This is a genomic window from Desulfovibrio sp. (assembly GCF_035644575.1).
GTDB lineage: Bacteria > Desulfobacterota > Desulfovibrionia > Desulfovibrionales > Desulfovibrionaceae > Desulfovibrio.
In genome coordinates, this window is record NZ_DASQOG010000086.1 from 1 (window position 1) to 17,276 (window position 17,276).

Annotated in this window: 14 protein-coding genes and 1 riboswitch; of the genes, 11 read left to right on the plus strand and 3 right to left on the minus strand. The window is 58.3% G+C overall.

The window, feature by feature from the left end; genetic code table 11:
- The 4 genes from VEZ52_RS04645 to VEZ52_RS04660 form a co-directional block, all read left to right on the plus strand.
- The coding region (locus tag VEZ52_RS04645) for a class II fructose-bisphosphate aldolase (RefSeq protein ID WP_324835744.1) at positions 1 to 478 on the plus strand (478 nt) is incomplete at its 5' end.
- Between the two features lie 26 nt (positions 479 to 504).
- A complete protein-coding gene (gap, locus tag VEZ52_RS04650) occupies positions 505 to 1,506 on the plus strand; it encodes a type I glyceraldehyde-3-phosphate dehydrogenase (protein ID WP_324835745.1) in 1,002 nt (333 codons plus the stop codon).
- Positions 1,507 to 1,930: 424 nt separating this feature from the next.
- Positions 1,931 to 2,818: a flagellin gene (locus VEZ52_RS04655; protein ID WP_324835746.1), complete on the plus strand. Its 888-nt coding sequence runs from the start codon at positions 1,931 to 1,933 to the stop codon at positions 2,816 to 2,818.
- A 720-nt stretch (positions 2,819 to 3,538) separates the two neighbouring features.
- Positions 3,539 to 4,426: a flagellin gene (locus VEZ52_RS04660; protein ID WP_324835747.1), complete on the plus strand. Its 888-nt coding sequence runs from the start codon at positions 3,539 to 3,541 to the stop codon at positions 4,424 to 4,426.
- A 124-nt stretch (positions 4,427 to 4,550) separates the two neighbouring features.
- Here the strand turns inward: VEZ52_RS04660 and rimO are convergent, their stop codons facing one another.
- On the minus strand, positions 4,551 to 5,879 hold the full coding sequence (gene rimO / locus VEZ52_RS04665; RefSeq protein WP_324835748.1) for a 30S ribosomal protein S12 methylthiotransferase RimO: 1,329 nt from the start codon (positions 5,877 to 5,879) through the stop codon (positions 4,551 to 4,553).
- A 172-nt stretch (positions 5,880 to 6,051) separates the two neighbouring features.
- Between rimO and VEZ52_RS04670 the strand changes: the two genes are divergently transcribed.
- Positions 6,052 to 8,295 (plus strand): sensor domain-containing phosphodiesterase, encoded by a 2,244-nt coding sequence (locus VEZ52_RS04670; RefSeq protein WP_324835749.1) that lies wholly within the window; start codon positions 6,052 to 6,054, stop codon positions 8,293 to 8,295.
- A gap of 192 nt (positions 8,296 to 8,487) precedes the next feature.
- Here the strand turns inward: VEZ52_RS04670 and VEZ52_RS04675 are convergent, their stop codons facing one another.
- Positions 8,488 to 9,057 carry a hypothetical protein gene (locus VEZ52_RS04675; protein WP_324835750.1) on the minus strand — a complete coding sequence of 190 codons (570 nt, stop codon included), beginning with the start codon at positions 9,055 to 9,057 and terminating at the stop codon, positions 8,488 to 8,490.
- Positions 9,058 to 9,209: 152 nt separating this feature from the next.
- On the opposite strand from VEZ52_RS04675, the gene panC reads away from it, so the two are divergent.
- From panC to VEZ52_RS04705, 6 genes are all read left to right on the plus strand, one after another.
- Complete coding sequence (gene panC / locus VEZ52_RS04680; protein ID WP_324835751.1) at positions 9,210 to 10,058, plus strand: pantoate--beta-alanine ligase; 849 nt, start codon at positions 9,210 to 9,212, stop codon at positions 10,056 to 10,058.
- 40 nt (positions 10,059 to 10,098) lie between these two features.
- Positions 10,099 to 11,271 carry a methionine adenosyltransferase gene (gene metK, locus VEZ52_RS04685; protein ID WP_324835752.1) on the plus strand — a complete coding sequence of 391 codons (1,173 nt, stop codon included), beginning with the start codon at positions 10,099 to 10,101 and terminating at the stop codon, positions 11,269 to 11,271.
- A 348-nt stretch (positions 11,272 to 11,619) separates the two neighbouring features.
- Positions 11,620 to 12,717, plus strand: a complete 1,098-nt coding sequence (gene aroC, locus VEZ52_RS04690) for a chorismate synthase (protein WP_324835753.1) — start codon at positions 11,620 to 11,622, stop codon at positions 12,715 to 12,717.
- Positions 12,714 to 13,025, plus strand: coding sequence for a helix-hairpin-helix domain-containing protein (locus tag VEZ52_RS04695; protein ID WP_324835754.1), 312 nt, complete (start codon positions 12,714 to 12,716; stop codon positions 13,023 to 13,025). Before aroC ends, VEZ52_RS04695 begins: the two co-directional genes overlap by 4 nt.
- Positions 13,022 to 15,262 (plus strand): ATP-dependent RecD-like DNA helicase, encoded by a 2,241-nt coding sequence (locus tag VEZ52_RS04700; protein WP_324835755.1) that lies wholly within the window; start codon positions 13,022 to 13,024, stop codon positions 15,260 to 15,262. Before VEZ52_RS04695 ends, VEZ52_RS04700 begins: the two co-directional genes overlap by 4 nt.
- An 84-nt stretch (positions 15,263 to 15,346) precedes the next feature.
- Positions 15,347 to 15,979 carry a CatA-like O-acetyltransferase gene (locus VEZ52_RS04705; protein ID WP_324835756.1) on the plus strand — a complete coding sequence of 211 codons (633 nt, stop codon included), beginning with the start codon at positions 15,347 to 15,349 and terminating at the stop codon, positions 15,977 to 15,979.
- 402 nt (positions 15,980 to 16,381) lie between these two features.
- On the opposite strand, the gene ribB is transcribed toward VEZ52_RS04705, so the two are convergent.
- On the minus strand, positions 16,382 to 17,053 hold the full coding sequence (gene ribB, locus VEZ52_RS04710; protein ID WP_324835757.1) for a 3,4-dihydroxy-2-butanone-4-phosphate synthase: 672 nt from the start codon (positions 17,051 to 17,053) through the stop codon (positions 16,382 to 16,384).
- A gap of 116 nt (positions 17,054 to 17,169) precedes the next feature.
- A riboswitch (FMN riboswitch) is annotated at positions 17,170 to 17,276 on the minus strand. This riboswitch is flagged as partial in the annotation.

Consider the following 17,276-nt stretch of genomic DNA (forward strand, 5'->3'; position numbering starts at 1 on the left):
ACACGTCTACACCGACCCCGATGAAGCCGTGGAATTTGTAAACCGCACGGGCTGCGATTCGCTGGCCGTTGCCATCGGCACAAGCCACGGCGCGTACAAGTTCAAGGGCGAAGCCAAGCTTGATTTTGACCGTCTGGCCCGTATTGGCGACAAGCTGCCCAATTACCCCCTGGTGCTGCATGGCGCGTCCAGCGTACCGCAGGAATTTGTGAGCCAGTGCAACCAGTATGGCGGCCAGGTTGGCGGAGCCAAGGGCGTACCCGAAGACATGCTGCGCAAGGCTGCGGGCATGAATGTGTGCAAAATCAATGTGGATACGGACATTCGACTGGCCGTCACCGCATCTATTCGTCAGTATCTTGCCGAACATCCCGACCAGTTTGACCCGCGCGCCTACCTCACCCCCGCGCGAGACGCCGTCAAGAACATGGTGGCCCACAAGATCCGCAATGTCATGGGATCTTCAAATAAAGCCTAATCCCTACGCCCCAAGGAGCGCGAATCATGCCCGTGAAAGTTGGAATGAACGGCTTTGGCCGCATCGGTCGGTATCTGCTGCGTCTTATGGCCGACGATAAAGAGATTCAGATCGCCGCCATCAACGCCCGTGCGGACAACGCCGCGCTGGCCTATCTTTTCAAGTATGATTCCACTTACGGAACCTTTCAGGGCACTGTTGATCACGATGAAAACGGCATCATCGTCAATGGCCGCCATATCACCGTTACCCGCTGCAAGGCGGGCGAATGGGAATGGGAACGCCTTGGCGTAACCCTGGCCGTGGAAACCACGGGCACCATCAAGGATCGCGAAGGGCTGGCCCAGCATCTGGCCTGCGGCGCGAAAAAGGTTGTGATCTCCGCCCCCGGCAAGGACGTGGACGCCATGATTGTTATGGGCGTCAACCATGATGTCTATGACGGCGCAAAACACAGCGTCATTTCTGCCGCGTCCTGCACCACCAACTGCCTGGCCCCTGCGGTCAAGGTGCTGCACGAAACCTTTGGCTTCCGCCATGGCCTCATGACCACTATCCACTCCTACACCATGAGCCAGCGCATACTGGACGGCACCCACAAGGACTGGCGTCGCGGCCGCGCCGCAGCCGTGTCCATGGTACCTTCAAGCACGGGCGCCGCCAAGGCTGTGGGACAGGTCATGCCGGAACTGGAAGGCAAGCTCAACGGGATGTCGGTGCGTATTCCCACCTTTGACTGCTCGCTGGTCGACCTGACCTGTGAAGTGGAAAAAGCCTGTGATGCCGCCGCTGTCAACGCGGCCCTTCAGGCTGCCAGCAGGGGCGCTCTGGCCGAAAACATGGGCTATTCCGAAGAGCCGCTGGTGTCTATCGACTACAAGGGCAGTACCTTCGGCGGCGTGGTGGACGCGCTTTCCACCCAGGTGCTTGACGGCACCATGGTCAAACTGCTCATCTGGTACGACAACGAATCCGGCTTCACCAACCAGTTGCTGCGCCTGCTGCGCATGGTGGGCAAGGACTGCTGATAAAGATCGCGCCTTGCCTGCCGGGCAGGGATGGGCATGCATTACGAGCGCGGCGGATTGCAATACCCGCCGCGCTCTGCTTTTGTTCGTCCGTTTTGACTGCCCCTGTCGCAGCAATGCTTCACTCTGCCCCTTTTGGGCCTTTCTCAACCCCGGATTTGACGTGCGTGGCCCCAGGCAAATTTTGCTCACCACTTCGCCAGCATGGGAAAAATTTTCCTCTTTTCTTTGTCGCGTTTTAAGCATTTCTCAACAAAACTGGCTCTACGTAAGGCTTTACAGACATCTCGCATGGATTGGTCATTTGCGCCGAGCCCTAATACTTTTTGCCGTTGCGCCGATTAAGTGGACAAAAGGTGGTAGCACGCAAGGACGCGTCGGCATTTCGCGCCGCCTGTGACATACAGCATTCATGGAGGAATGTATGTATATCAATCATAATACCATGGCCTCGCAAGTAGGCAACAATCTGGCCTCGCACTACAGCGACCTGAAAACCTCTACCTCGCGGCTGTCATCCGGCCTGCGCATCAATTCCGCTGCGGACGATGCCGCCGGTCTGGCCATTCGCGAACTCATGCGTACCGATATCGCCGCCCTGCAACAGGGCGTGCGTAACGCCAATGACGCCATTTCCCTCATCCAGACAGCCGACGGCGCCCTGGGCATCATCGACGAAAAGCTGACCCGTATGAAGGAACTGGCCGAACAGGCCGCCACCGGTACCTATGACTCCACCCAGCGCCTGATGATTGAATCGGAGTACCAGGCCATGGCTTCGGAAATTACCCGAATCGCCACGGCCACGGACTTCAACGGCATCCACCTGCTGGACGGCAACCTGTCCGGTGCAACGCACGATGGCAGCACCATGGCCAGCACTGGCAAGCTGAAGGTGCACTTTGGCACTGCCAACGATTCGGCGGAAGACTACTACTACATCCAGATTGGCACGAGCACGGCCTCGGCTCTTGGTGTAGGCAATGAAACGACCGCCGGACGGGACGGTGCGACCATCTCCACCCAACAAGCGGCGCAGAAGGCCCTTGTGGCCATCACCAACGCGGTGGTCTCCAAGGACAAGATCCGGGCGCACCTGGGCGCGCTGCAAAACCGGCTGGAGAACACCATCTCCAATCTGAGCACGCAGGCCGAAAATCTGCAGGCGGCTGAATCCCGCATTTCCGATGTGGACGTTGCCACGGAAATGACGAAGTTCGTCCGCAACCAGATTCTTACCCAGTCGTCTGTGGCCATGCTCTCGCAGGCCAACAGCATGCCCAAGCTGGCCTTGAACCTGATTTCCGGTTAGCGGCAAAGCCAGGTGGTGGAGGGCAATAGCCCAGGACCGGCCAAGAGGCTGGGGAGAGCTTTAAGGCCATAACCAATACGTTTCTGATGAAAGCCGGGTCGTACGCGACCCGGCTTTTTTTACGCCCTGCTATCTTATGAACTTCGGTAAATTCCGCATCGGCACAGTTGGCGCAGCAGTTTTTCTGAATGCGCAGTTCTTCCTTATTCCCCTTTTCCACTCTTGCGCTCCAGCCTCCCGCACATTTTCCCCGTCAATAATCCTGCGCCAGGACAAAAACACGGCGATGCCCCACCTATTCCGCAGAGCCTGCCCTGCACAGAATAGCCGTGTCGGGCAAAGAATATTACTCACAGCAGCGTACCCAAAAAATTCGCATCATATAGATATTTGTATATTTTTTTCTGTGCGTGCCGCTGCATTTTGCCATTGACGCACCTGCCGCCAGCTTATTGACGCATAAATCTGCGATCTCTGGCATGAATCCTGCTGTAAACGGAGTGCAGGTTTTCAGGCAAATATTGCCTCTCTGAAGCCACGAATCAGAAGAGCAACAGCGCCTGTCGTTTAAGGCTGCCAGTCCGGTTCGGCCCTGCCGATAACAGTCTGGCTTTTGGTAACTCTTTCCCCGCTCCTTGCGGGATGAACGGCGGCAGTCCGCATGGACGCGGGCGCGCATAGTGCGCCGCCGGGCAGACAGAACATTCATGGAGGAATGTCATGTATATCAATAACAACTCAATGGCTTCCAATGTTGCCAACAACTTGACCTCGCACTACAGCGACCTGAAGACTTCGACCCAGCGTCTGTCCACAGGCCTGCGCGTGAACTCCGCTGCTGACGATGCCGCCGGCCTCGCCATTCGCGAATTGATGCGCACGGATATCAAGGCGTTGCAACAGGGCGTGCGTAATGCCAACGACGCCATTTCCCTCATTCAGACCGCCGACGGCGCCCTGGGCGTCATCGACGAAAAGCTGACCCGTATGAAGGAACTGGCAGAACAGGCTTCCACCGGTACCTATGACTCCACCCAGCGCTTGATGATCGAATCGGAGTACCAGGCCATGGCATCGGAAATTACCCGAATCGCCAACGCCACGGACTTCAACGGCATCCACCTGCTGGACGGCAATCTGTCCGGTGCAACGCACGATGGCTCCACGATGACCGCCACTGGCAAGATGAAGATCCACTTCGGTACTGCCAACGACTCCGCGGAAGACTATTACTACATCCAGATCGGCACGAGCACGGCCTCTGCCCTTGGTGTAGGCAATGAGACGACCGCCGGACGAGACGGTGCGACCATCTCTACCCAGCAAGCGGCGCAGAAGGCCCTTGTGGCCATCACCAACGCGGTGGTTTCCAAGGACAAGATCCGGGCGCATCTGGGCGCGTTGCAGAACAGGCTGGAGAACACCGTCTCCAACCTCACCACTCAGGCTGAAAACTTGCAGGCGGCTGAATCCCGCATTTCCGACGTGGACGTGGCCACGGAAATGACGAAGTTTGTCCGCAATCAGATCCTCACCCAGTCGTCTGTGGCCATGCTCTCGCAGGCCAACAGCATGCCCAAGATGGCCATGCAGCTTATCGGCGGCTAACGCTGGTTGAGGGCGTGCTTTAGCACGTATCCCAAAATATCCCCGAAGGGTTCGCCCTTCGGGGATATTTTGCTGCGGAGATTTTTTTCCCGGCGGGGCCCGGTAGGCGCGCGAAGGCGCCAGCTCAGGCCAGTGCGGTCAGATCATAATCCGTATTTTCCACTATATCGCATTCCACTAGCGCTCCGGGCGCAATGCCCGGCCCACTCACATAGGTGATGCCGTCCACCTCCGGCGCCTGAAACCACACGCGCCCGCTGTGCAGCCCCGGCCAGTCGGGATGAGGGGCATCTACCAGCACCTGCATACGGCTGCCCACCTGCGCGGAGAGCAATTCGTTGCTGATGTCGGCCTGAATTTCCATAAGAGAATCCCTGCGCCACTGTTTGACCTCATCCGGCACCTGATCGGGCAGTGTTGCGGCCACGGTGCCGTCTTCTGCCTGATAGGCAAATACGCCCACATGCTGAAAGCGGCTTTCTTCCACAAAGCGGCACAGACTTTCAAAATGCTCTTCCGTTTCGCCAGGATAGCCAACAATAAAGGTCGTGCGCAAAGCCGCATGGGGCAGTACGGAGCGCACGGTATCCAGTACGCGCCGGGGGTCGCCCGCAAAAGGCCGACCCATGCGTGACAGCACATCGGGGTGAGCGTGTTGCAAGGGAATATCCAGATAGGGCAGCAGAGGTGCGCCGCAATCTCTGATAAAGCGCAAAAGTTCCGGCGTCACGCCTGTGGGGTACAGGTAGAGCAAGCGCAGCCAGGCGAGGCCCTCAAGACCCACCAGCTTTTCAAGCAGGTTGGGCAGGCCGTGCTTGAGCCCAAGATCAACACCCCAGGAGGTCAGATCCTGCGCCACAAGATCAAGCTCGCGCACGCCCTGGGCCAACAGAGCCCTGGCTTCATCGGCAATATCGTCGGCGGTCAGCGATTTAAGGCCGCCCCTGATGGAAGGAATGGTGCAGAACGCGCACTTGTGCCTGCACCCCTCGCCCACCTTGAGCCATGCGTAAGAGGGGCCGGTAGAGAGCAGTCTGCCGCCGCCAGGGATGCGGGCAGGGGGCTCGGGCAGGTTCAGGGCCTCTGCCAGCATGGCTGGCCAGCGCGGCAGATCACCCGTGGGCAGCCACACGTCCACTTCCGGCAGTTCCGCTGCCAGATCGGCAGCGCCATAACGCCCCACCATGCAGCCGCCAACAGCCAGCAAGGGCTTGACCTTGCACTTTTCAAGCCTCTGGATGGCGTCCACAACCGCGCGAACAGATTCACGCACGGCAGGGTCGATGAACCCGCAGGTATTGATGAAAACCAGACGCGCCTTGCCCATGTGTTCCACATGCTGCACGGCGACACCAAGCGAACCGAGCAGGCGCTCGCTGTCCACGCGGTTTTTGGGGCAACCAAGGCTCAGCGACCATACTTTCAGGGAATGAGGAAAAATAGCTCGTGTCATGGGGGCACAATACAGAGGGGCGGGGCGCTTGTCATCATTGAGGCCCGTTTCCGTCCTGCAGACCGGACATGCCCTGTTTGCAAATTTGCAAAACGATAACACAGATGCTAGATCTAATCTGTTGTCTAACAGGCTAATACACGAATGTAATGCCGCACGGCGGAACCCAAATATGAAAAACGCGGACCCTGCAAACCTCAGCATATCGGCTACCCAATCCAGGGAAAAGCCGCCTGCGGAATCTCCCCAGGAACTTTGCCTTTCCCACGCCTTGCAGAGCGTCTACGGCGACATATTACTCATAGATTTTGAAAAGGATACCTGCCGCGAACTGTACCACGGGGAAGGTCACTTTGCGCGTATGCCTCTGGATCAGCCCCTTGCCGAAACGCTCAGACGCGAACTTGCCGAGAGGGTTCACCCTGACGATGCACAACGTTTTGCGGCGTTTTTTTCTCAGGACAGCCTGCGACAGATGCTGGCTCAGACTCCCCTCTTTGCTGCGGAAGACATCCGCAAAAAAGCCCTCAACGGTTTGTACCGATGGGTGCGTATTATTGCCTTTCCTGCACCCAAATACGGCGGGGAGCAGACCTATATTGTCTGCACAGAAGACATTGAAAACCACAAGATTGCGGCCGACATTGCCCATGAGAACGAGATGCTGCGCCGGCAAAAGCTGGATGCCCTGCGTTACAAGGCAGTGGTGGACCACACCCGCACCCTGGTTTTTGAATGGAGCGGCACAGATCTGACCTATCTGAGCCACAGGATTCCCGAACTGCTGGCGGGCGAATATGACGGGCGCAATCCCTTTGACGTCTGGCGTGAAGACGATGTTCTCTACGCGGGCGACATGGAACCCTTTGACACCTGTCTGGCGCGCCTTGCCCTGGGCATCCGCTCTGGCGAAACGACCATTCGCCTGCGCCGTCGAGACGGCCAGTACATCTGGTGCAAGATCACCTACACCAAGCTTGACGACGGGGAGTCGGAAGAGCGCTACATCGGCACTCTCAACGATGTGGACGCAGCCACGCGCACCGAGCAGGCCCTGCGCCTGCGCGCAGAGCACGACCCTCTCACAGGCGCGTTCAACACCCAGACATTTTTTGAAAAAATAGACAAGCTCATCAAAAACAGACCCAATGAGCAGTACTGCGTATTGCGGTTTGATGTGGCCGGGTTCAAGGCCATCAACGAATCTTTCGGGCTTGAAGAGGGCAACCGCCTGCTGCGGGGCATTGCCCGCCTGATCCGCCAGCGCCTCATTCCAGAAAAGGAAATCTTTGCCCGGCTCACCGCCGATGTTTTTGCCGTCTGCCTCACAGGCGGCGCCGAGCGGACGCTACAGTTCATCCAGAACCTTTCTCTGCGTCTGGATCACTATTCCGACACCTTCCGGGTCAAACTGTTCTTTGGCATCTGCCCTGTGGAGAACTCCCGCACCCCGGCGCACATCTTGTGCGACTGGGCCTATCTGGCGCAGAAGACGGTCAAGGGCAGCGACATTGTCAACTTTGCCTTTTATGATGATGCCCTGCGCAAACGCCTGCACGATGAAAGCTACATCACTGACCAGATGTACGAAGCGCTGGAAAAACACCAGTTCAGGCTTTTTCTGCAACCCAAGGTGCAGATTTCCAGCGGGCGCATTGTGGGAGCAGAAGCGCTGGTGCGCTGGCAGCACCCCACAGACGGGCTTATCCTGCCCGGGCGTTTTGTTCCCCTTTTTGAACGCAACGGCTTTATTGTGCGGCTGGACTCGTACATCTGGGATCAGACCTGCCAGATACTGCGCACATGGATCGACAAGCACTACGAAACCATGCCCATCTCTGTGAACATGTCGCGCCTGCATTTTAACGATGACGACCTGCCCAACAAGCTCGTCAGCCTCCTGAACAAGTACAATCTGCCCCGCCATATGCTTGAGCTGGAACTGACCGAGAGTGCCTTTTTTGCCAATGAGCCAAGGCTGAAACGCCTTATGAACGAACTGCGGGCCGCAGGATTTGTTTTTTCCATGGACGATTTCGGCACAGGCTACTCGTCGCTGAGTACACTGCGCGATCTGCCCTTCAACGTGGTCAAGCTTGACCGTGCCTTCATCAGCGACGGCAGCACCAACAAACGCGGCCAGATTGTGGCCCGCAACACCATCGCGCTGGCGCGTGATCTTGATATGTCCATTGTGGCCGAAGGTGTGGAAACCAAGGAGCACGCCCGTTTCCTGCTTAACAGCGGCTGCAACTGCGCCCAGGGTTTCTATTATTCCAGGCCAGTGGACACGGCGGAGTTTGAAGTGCTCAGCTTTGTGCAGGAAAAGGCCTTCTGGGTGCATCCGCAGCTGAAGGAAGACGCCATCCGTCTGGGACTGCCCATAAGCACGGAAGCACCCATCAAAGAATACTGATTATTTTCGCCCCGTCTTCTCGCCACTCCCCGGCAACACAGATTCAAACCGTAAAACTACAGCAGAACTGTCGCTGTACCTGCTTGCCAGAGCATGTCTGGCATGCCCGGCATGTATGGTCGCTGGCTTTCCCTGGCGGCGCTTCCGAGATGGATCGTGCCATGCGCGACAGGCGCACAGGGCTTGTCCCGGTTACAGCGGCAGACGCAGCAGGCGGATGGTATGCGGCTGGATATACAGCAGCTTGCCTTCGCGAATGTCGTCCGCGCGGGTCACAAAGCTGTCCTTGTTCACGTTCAGGATGGCTTCTGCCTCGTGGCTGCAGTCAAAAAGATGCAGCACGTCACCGGTCAGCGAGTCGGCGGTGGTCCAGTGCCGGTTCACAGGCGGGCCATCCGGGGTGATGTGACGCAAAAAGCGGAAGATCACAGCCCTGCCGCTGCCCGGCGCAAGCCATGTGCGGCAACATTCCCATACCTGATCCACAGAGGGGTCGTCCTCATCTGTAAAGGGCTGGCGCACTTCCAGCGGAAAGGAACGGCTCTGGATGCGCAGCATGCCGTCAACCAGACCGCAATAGTCAGTTTCCTGCTCCAGCACGGCCCGGAAGGCTTCCGGCGAAGCCGCCAGGCCCATCAGGGTTTCGTTGAGAATGTCGCGCGCCTTGAGAACCCTGATGGTGTGGGTCAGCCGCAAGCCGTTGAGCACTGCATAAATTGCGCAAAAAGTGTCCAGTTTGCCCTGATAAAACGGTTTCAGCATGAATACCCCCATCGGCTGTTATGCCCACAGCAACACCCAGGGTCAAGCCTTCCACCCCGCCAGCATTTCTGCTTTTGCCAAGGTCTTTCTTTACAAGCTGCTGCCTCACGTGTATAAAGGAGCCTTCACAAACAATATCACAATACCTTGATATGCAGATATTCACAAATCCCCAAGAGTTGGCGGCCCAATGCAAGGCCTGGCACCGCGCCGGAGATGATATCGCTCTGGTGCCTACCATGGGTTACTACCATCAAGGGCACGAAGACCTCATGGCCTATGCCCGCACACAGGCAAAACGCCTGGTGGTGAGCCTTTTTGTCAACCCGACCCAGTTTGGCCCCGGCGAGGATCTTGAAGCATATCCCCGCAATGCCGAGCGCGATGCGGACATAGCCCGCAGTCATGGGGCGGATGCGCTTTTTATGCCGCAGCCCGAAACCATGTACGCGCCAGACCACGCCACATGGGTGGAAGTTCCCGAACTTTCCCGGGGCCTGTGCGGCCTCACCCGGCCTGTGCACTTTCGCGGCGTATGCACCGTGGTGCTCAAGCTCTTTATGCTGACCGGCGCGGATGTCGCCGTATTTGGGCAGAAGGACTGGCAGCAACAGGCCGTTTTGCGCCGCATGGTGCGCGACCTTGATGTGCCTGTGCGCATTGAAACGCGCGAAACCGTGCGCGAAGCTGACGGCCTGGCTCTTTCCTCGCGCAACGTCTACCTCAGCCCGGACGAACGCGCCCATGCTCCGGAGATTCGCAAGGCCCTGCTCTACGCCCAAAAACTGGCCCAGAGCGGTGAAACCAGCGTCAAGCTGCTGCGCGAGGCTGTGCTGCGCCGCTGGGCGGAATTTCTGCCCATGGGACGCCTTGACTACCTCAGTATTGTTCACCCGGAATCCATGACTCCGCTCACCGAAGTCACCGGTCCGGCGCTCATGGCCTGTGCCGTGCGCATAGGCAAGGCCCGGCTTATCGACAATATTCTGTTGCGACCCTAAAACCCGCGCCGCACTGACGCGAGCGCCCAAGGAGACTCATATGCACACCAAGGGCAAATACTTTTTCACTTCCGAATCTGTAACTGAAGGCCACCCCGACAAGGTCGCCGACCAGATTTCTGACGCCATTCTTGATACCCTGCTGGCACAGGACGCCAACGCCCACGTGGCCTGCGAAACCCTGGTGACCACGGGCATGGCTGTTATCGCCGGCGAAATAACCACCAGCGGCTACGCCGACCTGCCCCATGTGGTGCGCGAAACCATCAAAGGCATTGGCTACAATAGCTCCGAAATGGGTTTTGACTGGCAGACCTGCGCGGTTATCAACGCCATTGGCCGCCAGTCGCCCGACATTGCCCAGGGCGTGCTGCGCGAAAAGCCCGAAGATCAGGGCGCTGGCGATCAGGGCATGATGTTTGGCTTTGCCTGCAATGAGACTTCCACCCTGATGCCCGCCCCTATTTACTGGGCGCACCAGCTTTCGCAGCAGCTGGCGAAAGTGCGCAAGGACGGCACGGTGGACATTTTCCGTCCCGACGGCAAGACCCAGGTTTCCTTTGAATATCAGGACGGCAAGCCTGTGCGCATCAACAACGTGGTGGTCTCCACCCAGCACAGCGCCAACGCCAGCCAGGCTGATGTGGCCGAAGCCGTGAAAAAGCACGTCATTCGCCCCATCCTGGAACCCTCCGGCTATTTTGACGAAAAGGCCTGCGAAATCTTCATCAACACCACGGGCCGTTTTGTGGTGGGTGGCCCCATGGGCGACTGCGGTCTCACAGGCCGCAAGATCATTCAGGACACCTACGGCGGCAGCGGTCACCACGGAGGCGGCGCGTTTTCCGGCAAGGATCCCTCCAAGGTTGACCGTTCCGGCGCGTACATGGGCCGCTACATCGCCAAAAACGTTGTTGCCGCTGGCCTCGCCCCAGTGTGCGAAGTGCAGATCGCCTATTGCATCGGCGTGGCCCAGCCCGTCAGCGTGCTTGTTTCCTCGCAGGGCACCAGCGACCTGCCGGACGAACTGCTGACCAAGGCCGTGCGCGAAGTCTTTGACCTGCGCCCTTATTTCATCAGCAAGCGCCTTGATCTCAAGCGCCCCATCTACCAGAAGTCTTCCTGCTACGGTCACTTTGGCCGCGAACTGCCGGAATTCACCTGGGAAAAGACTGATGCCGTAGCCGACCTGCGCACCGCCGCCAAGGTGTAGCGCGAGCCTGCGTATTTGCCCTTTTGAGGTGCAGAAAATTCCTTACGGGGTTTTCTGCACCTCATTTTTATCCAAAATTTTTGCTCGCACATTCCGGCTAGAGGCTTTTGATCGCCTTGAATTCCGGCTAAATATCCCTTTTGCCCGCACGAGTTGCAAGCCGCCCCGCCCTTGCCTATACTGACTCACTTGACCGCGCCGCTCCGGCGCTATCCTTGGCAGCTTCACCCTGAAACTGCCAGTCGTCTGCGCGAGCAGACGCCCGCCACGAGGCCCCGGCGCAATGCCTTGCGCTGACAAACGCCCGCGTGAGCGACTTAAAATGCTGTAGTAAAGGCGAGGTAGCACATGGCTGGCAATACATTCGGACAAGCCCTCCGGCTGACAACATTCGGCGAATCCCACGGCGTGGGCCTTGGCGGCATCATTGACGGCTGCCCGGCGGGCCTGGCCCTGACAGAGGCCGACATTCAGGCCGAACTTGACCGCCGCAAACCCGGTCAGGGCCCCACCGCCACCAAGCGCAAGGAATCGGACACGGTTCGCCTGCTCTCCGGCGTGTACGAGGGCATGACCACGGGCACGTCCATTGCCTTTTACATCGCCAACGAAGACCAGCGCTCGCACGACTACGGCAATCTGGCCGAAGTTTTCCGCCCCGGCCATGCGGACTGGGGATATTTTCAAAAGTACAACGGCATTCGCGACCATCGCGGCGGCGGGCGCTCCTCTGGGCGCGAGACTGCAGCCCGCGTTGCTGGCGGCGTTATTGCCCGCAAGATTCTTGAGCGCCGTGGCGTAAAAATCATGGCCGCCTGCGTGGAACTGGGCGGCACCGCCGTGCAGGACTGGGCGACCCTTGATCTGGACAATGCCCGCAAGCGCCCGTACTGCGCCGCCACAGAGGCCATGCCATCCCTGTGGGATCAGGTGGTGCTGGCCGCCCGCAAAGCGGGCGATACCTTGGGCGGCATTGTGCGCATTGAAGCGCGCAACGTGCCCGCAGGCCTTGGCGAACCCGTATTTGACAAGCTTGAGGCCGTGCTGGCCCACGCCATCATGAGCATTGGCGCGGTCAAAGGTTTTTCTGTGGGCGAAGGTTTTGGCGCGGCCAAACTGCACGGCTCGCAGAACAATGACCCCCTGCTCCCCGCTGACCCGGCGCAGCCCGGCAAGGGCACCTTTGCTTCCAACCACGCGGGGGGCATATTGGGCGGCATTTCCAGCGGGCAGACCATTGTCATGCACGCCGCCGTCAAGCCCATCGCATCCATAGCCGTTACCCAGCAGACCGTGGACAAGGAAGGCAACGCCGCCTCCGTGCTTATTGGCGGGCGGCACGACCTTGCCGCCATCCCGCGCGTGGTGCCGGTTATGGAAGCCATGACAGCTCTGGCCCTTGCCGATGCCCTGCTGCTCCAGCAGCGTATGGGGCTGGGCCTGTGAGCAAAAAGGCCGACGCTCGCACTCTGAACGCCCTGCGTTCTGTTGGCCCGGCAACCATTGAAGACCTGCGCCTGCTTGGCGTTGCTGATGTTTCCGACCTGGCGGGGCGCGACCCTCAGGCCCTGTATGATGAACTGTGCCGCATCAAAGGCCAGAAAATTGATATCTGTTGCCTTGATGTTTTTAACTGCGCCGTAGCCCAAGCAAAGAAGCCGGAACTTCCTGAAGATCAGGGCAACTGGTTCTGGTGGTCGCGACAGCGCAAGGCTGCAACAAGCCCAAGGATTGCTGACAAGGCGAGTGCATGAGCAACCTGCCCCTTTTACAAGATCCCGATTCCGTTGAACTCACCGGCACGGTGGAGCGCGTTGTCTTTCATAATGAAGAAAACGGCTACACTGTACTGCGCCTCTTGCCCGCCAGTGTGAACAGCGGCAACGGCAACGCAGGCCTCACCCGCCCGCGCGACCCTGTTTCGTGCATTGGACACATGGTCAATCCGCAAGCGGGCGTACAACTCAAGGTATCAGGCCGTTGGGTCAATAACCCCAAGTTTGGCCGTCAGATCGAGTTTCAGAACGCCGATGAAATGCTGCCCGCCACCAGCGAGGGCATCCGCCTCTATCTCGCCTCCGGCCTCATCAAGGGCGTTGGCGAGGAGATGGCCGGGCGCATTGTCGAGGCCTTTGGCACGGATACCATTCGTATTCTTGACGAAGAGCCCGAGCGCCTGCTCAAGGTGCGCGGCGTGGGCAGCAAGAGCCTTGACCGCATCCGCACCTCCTGGGCTGAACACCGGGGCATGCGCGACCTGCTGCTTTTTTTGCAGCCCCACGGCATCACGCCAGCCTATGCTGTGCGCATCTACCGCGCCTACGGCGCTGAGGCGCTCGCCATTGTGCGTGAAAATCCCTATCGGCTTGCCATGGATATCCACGGCATCGGCTTTGTCACTGCCGATGCAGCCGCCAGCAAACTGGGCTTTGAACACGACAATCCCCTGCGGGTACAGGCGGGCACCCTCTATGTGCTGCAAAAAGCCACGGACGACGGCAACGTCTATTTGCCGCAGGCGGAGCTGACCGAGGCGGTCTGCGCCCAGATCGGCGTTGACGAAGGCCTTGTGGAGGATGCCCTCGCCGCGCTCGAAGCTGATGAACGCATCGTGCGCGAAGAGCTGGACATGCCCGACGCCCCCGGCGAGATCGGCGTGTACATGCGGCGCTACCACCACTGCGAGTCAAAAACCGCCTTCTACATCCAGCGCCTCTTGCGCTCGCCCAAATCCGTGCGTTTTGAAAAGCCGGATGTGCTGGTGGACAAGGTTGTGGGCGAGCTGAACATTTCCCTCGCGGCAGAGCAGCTTGAGGCCGTGCGCACTGTCGCCCGCAGCAAGATGATGGTGCTCACCGGCGGCCCCGGCACGGGCAAAACCACCATCATCAACGCCATTATCAAACTCTTTGGCGAGGTACGCGCACGCATACTGCTGGCCGCGCCCACAGGCCGCGCCGCCAAGCGCATGTCTGAAACATCGGGCCGCGAATCGCGCACCATCCACCGCCTGCTGGAATACAGCCCCAAGGAAGACGGCTTTGCCCGCAATGAGGACAATCCCCTCGCCTGCGGTCTCCTCGTGGTGGACGAAGCATCCATGATGGACACCCTGCTCTTCTACCACCTGCTCAAGGCCGTGCCGCTTGGCGCGACGCTTGTTCTGGTGGGCGACGTGCACCAGTTGCCTTCGGTAGGCCCGGGCAACGTGCTTGCAGACATTATCCGCTCCGGCGTTGTGCCTGTTGTGGAGCTGACCGAAATTTTCCGACAGTCCGCCGAGAGCGAAATCATCTGCAATGCCCACCTCATCAACCGTGGCGAAATTCCCTCGCTGGAATCGAGCAAGGAACGGCTCTCGGACTTCTACTTTATTCACCAGAATGACGCAGAAAAGGCCGCAGAACTCATTGTGGATCTGGTGCGCAACCACATTCCCCGGCGCTTCAACCTCGACCCGGTGGACGACATCCAGGTGCTCACGCCCATGCACAAGGGCGCTGTGGGCGCTGGCCGCATGAATGCCTGCCTGCAGGAAGCCCTGAACCCGCACGGCATTGAAGTACGCCGTGGCGACCGCTGCTTCCGCCTGCACGACAAGGTCATGCAGATACGCAACAACTACGACAAGGACGTTTTTAACGGCGACATGGGGCGCATCAGCTTTATGGACGTGCGCGAACGTACCCTCAGCATCACCTTTGACGAACGCGTTGTGCCCTACGAGTTTGATGAACTGGACGAAATCGCGCCCGCCTACGCCATCTCCATCCACAAATCGCAAGGCTCGGAATACCCGGCGGTGGTTATTCCCGTCATGATGCAGCACTATGTGCTTTTGCAGCGCAACCTCATCTATACGGGCGTAACACGCGGTAAAAAACTGGTCATTCTGGTGGGCGAATCCCGCGCTCTGCACATGGCCGTCAAAAACAACAAGACCCGCAAGCGCTTCACCCGGCTGGCGCAACGCCTCGCGCCTGTGGAGTAGCCGGGTCTGCACGAATTGTTTTTCTGAACGCCAGCCAGTTTGTACGGCGGATTTTTAAAGAAACAGCGCCGACCAGGATTCAGTATGAAATATCTTGATGACTCATGGGAACGAAATGAACACTTCAATTTTTTTCAGTCGCGAAAAAATCCATGCTTCAGTGTTTCTTTTTCAGCCAATGTTGCAAGATTGTATGAAGTAAAAAAACAGAATGGCTTTCGGCTTACGGATTGCATCTATTTTGCCGCCATGCTCGCAGTTCATGGCGTTGCTGGCTTCAGGCAACGCATAGTCAATCTGCGCCCTGTGGAATTTGAACGCATTGATGCGGCTTTTACCTACATTCCTAAAGGCAGAAAACTGCATTGCAACTGCGTTGCAAAGTTTGACCGCAAATTTTCTGTATTCAGCAGCAATATCAGCGCTGCCCGCGCCATTTCCGACCAGAATCCAACGCTTTGCCCCGAGGGCGGCGAAGTGCAGAGCTTGATCTACTTTAGCTGCGTGCCAGACATTCCAATACTTTCAGCAACAAATCCCTGGGGTGATCCGTGGGTCGACAGCGTGCCCAGAATCCTTTTTGGCAAAAAAGATGACTCGGGGAATATCACCATTTCCATTGAAGCGCTCCACAGTTTTATTGATGGAATACATCTTGCCGAGTTTTATAAGATCTTTACGAAAGTCATCGAATCCCCCCACGAATATTTCAGCTGATCGCGACAGCGCCATTCAAAATTCAAGCCCGGCTCATTCCATGAACCGGGCTATCTTTTTTTCATGAAGTCAGACTTGCCTGCGCCATGTAAGGGGGGCGCATTGCGTGCAAGGGAGTCTACTTCTTTTGCCTTTCCGCGCGATGGATTTTGTTCGCTGACAAGGAAAGCAGGGCTTTTTGCGCATAACCTTGATGGGCGCGATGCATGATGCATTTTGTTCTCTGGCAAGGAAGAAGCGCTTTGCATGCAGAGAGTGTCATTCTTTTCTCTCCCGCACGATGGATTTTGTTCGCTGGCAAGGAAAGCAGGGCTTTTTGCGCAGGGAGTGTACTCTAATGGTACTCGACCGGAGCAAAAAGCCCTGCTTGACGCTGTCAGCGGGCAAAAGACGCGCGCGGAGCTAGGCGCTGGCGGCGAGATGCAGATCCCCCATAGCCAACCTCCACGCAGCTATATCTTCCACACTGCACAAAGGCATGTTGTGGGCGCGGGCAAAGCTGGCAACTTCGGGCAGTCGGGCCATTTCGCCGTCATCCAGAGTCAGCTCGCAGAGAACGCCGCAGGGTTCAAGGCCTGCCATGCGCATGAGGTCGACCGTGGCTTCCGTATGGCCGCGCCGTTCCAGCACGCCGCCGGGGCGCGCCCGCAAGGGGAACACATGGCCGGGGCGGCGCAAGTGGACGGGCTGGGCGTCGGGCGCAGCGGCGGCCTTGATGGTGGCAACGCGGTCAGCGGCGGAGACACCTGTGGTAACGCCCGTGGCCGCCTCGATGGTGACGGTAAAGGCAGTTCCCTGCGTGTTGGTGTTGTGGTCGGTCATCATGGGCAGGTCAAGACGCTGCACATGCTCGTCCGTAAGACACAGGCAGACAATGCCGCTGCAATGCCGGATCAGCATGGCCATCTGCGGCACTGTGATGTGCTGCGCGCTGAAAATAAGATCGCCTTCGTTCTCGCGGTTTTCGTCATCCACAACGCAGACGCCGCCGCCTTTGCGCAGTGAGGCAAGAGCAGCGCGAACACGTTCTTCAGAGGTGCCGAAAGAGGCAAGGGATAATGAGGACTGATGCATTCCGTTCTCCTGTTTCCGGCTTTGTTTGCCGGGAGATGGTGCATCAGGGCGTGGACGGGCCGCAACACAAAGTGCGCCTTCAAATAAAGGACGCACCGCTGCTGTGGGCGGCAAAAAACCGTTCTCTTCCATCCGGACTATAACCGTCGGCTTCGGATTCTCACCGAATCTGCTGACCCCAAACACTGGGCGCTCGCGGGCTGGCGGAAGCCTGCTGGCCGCC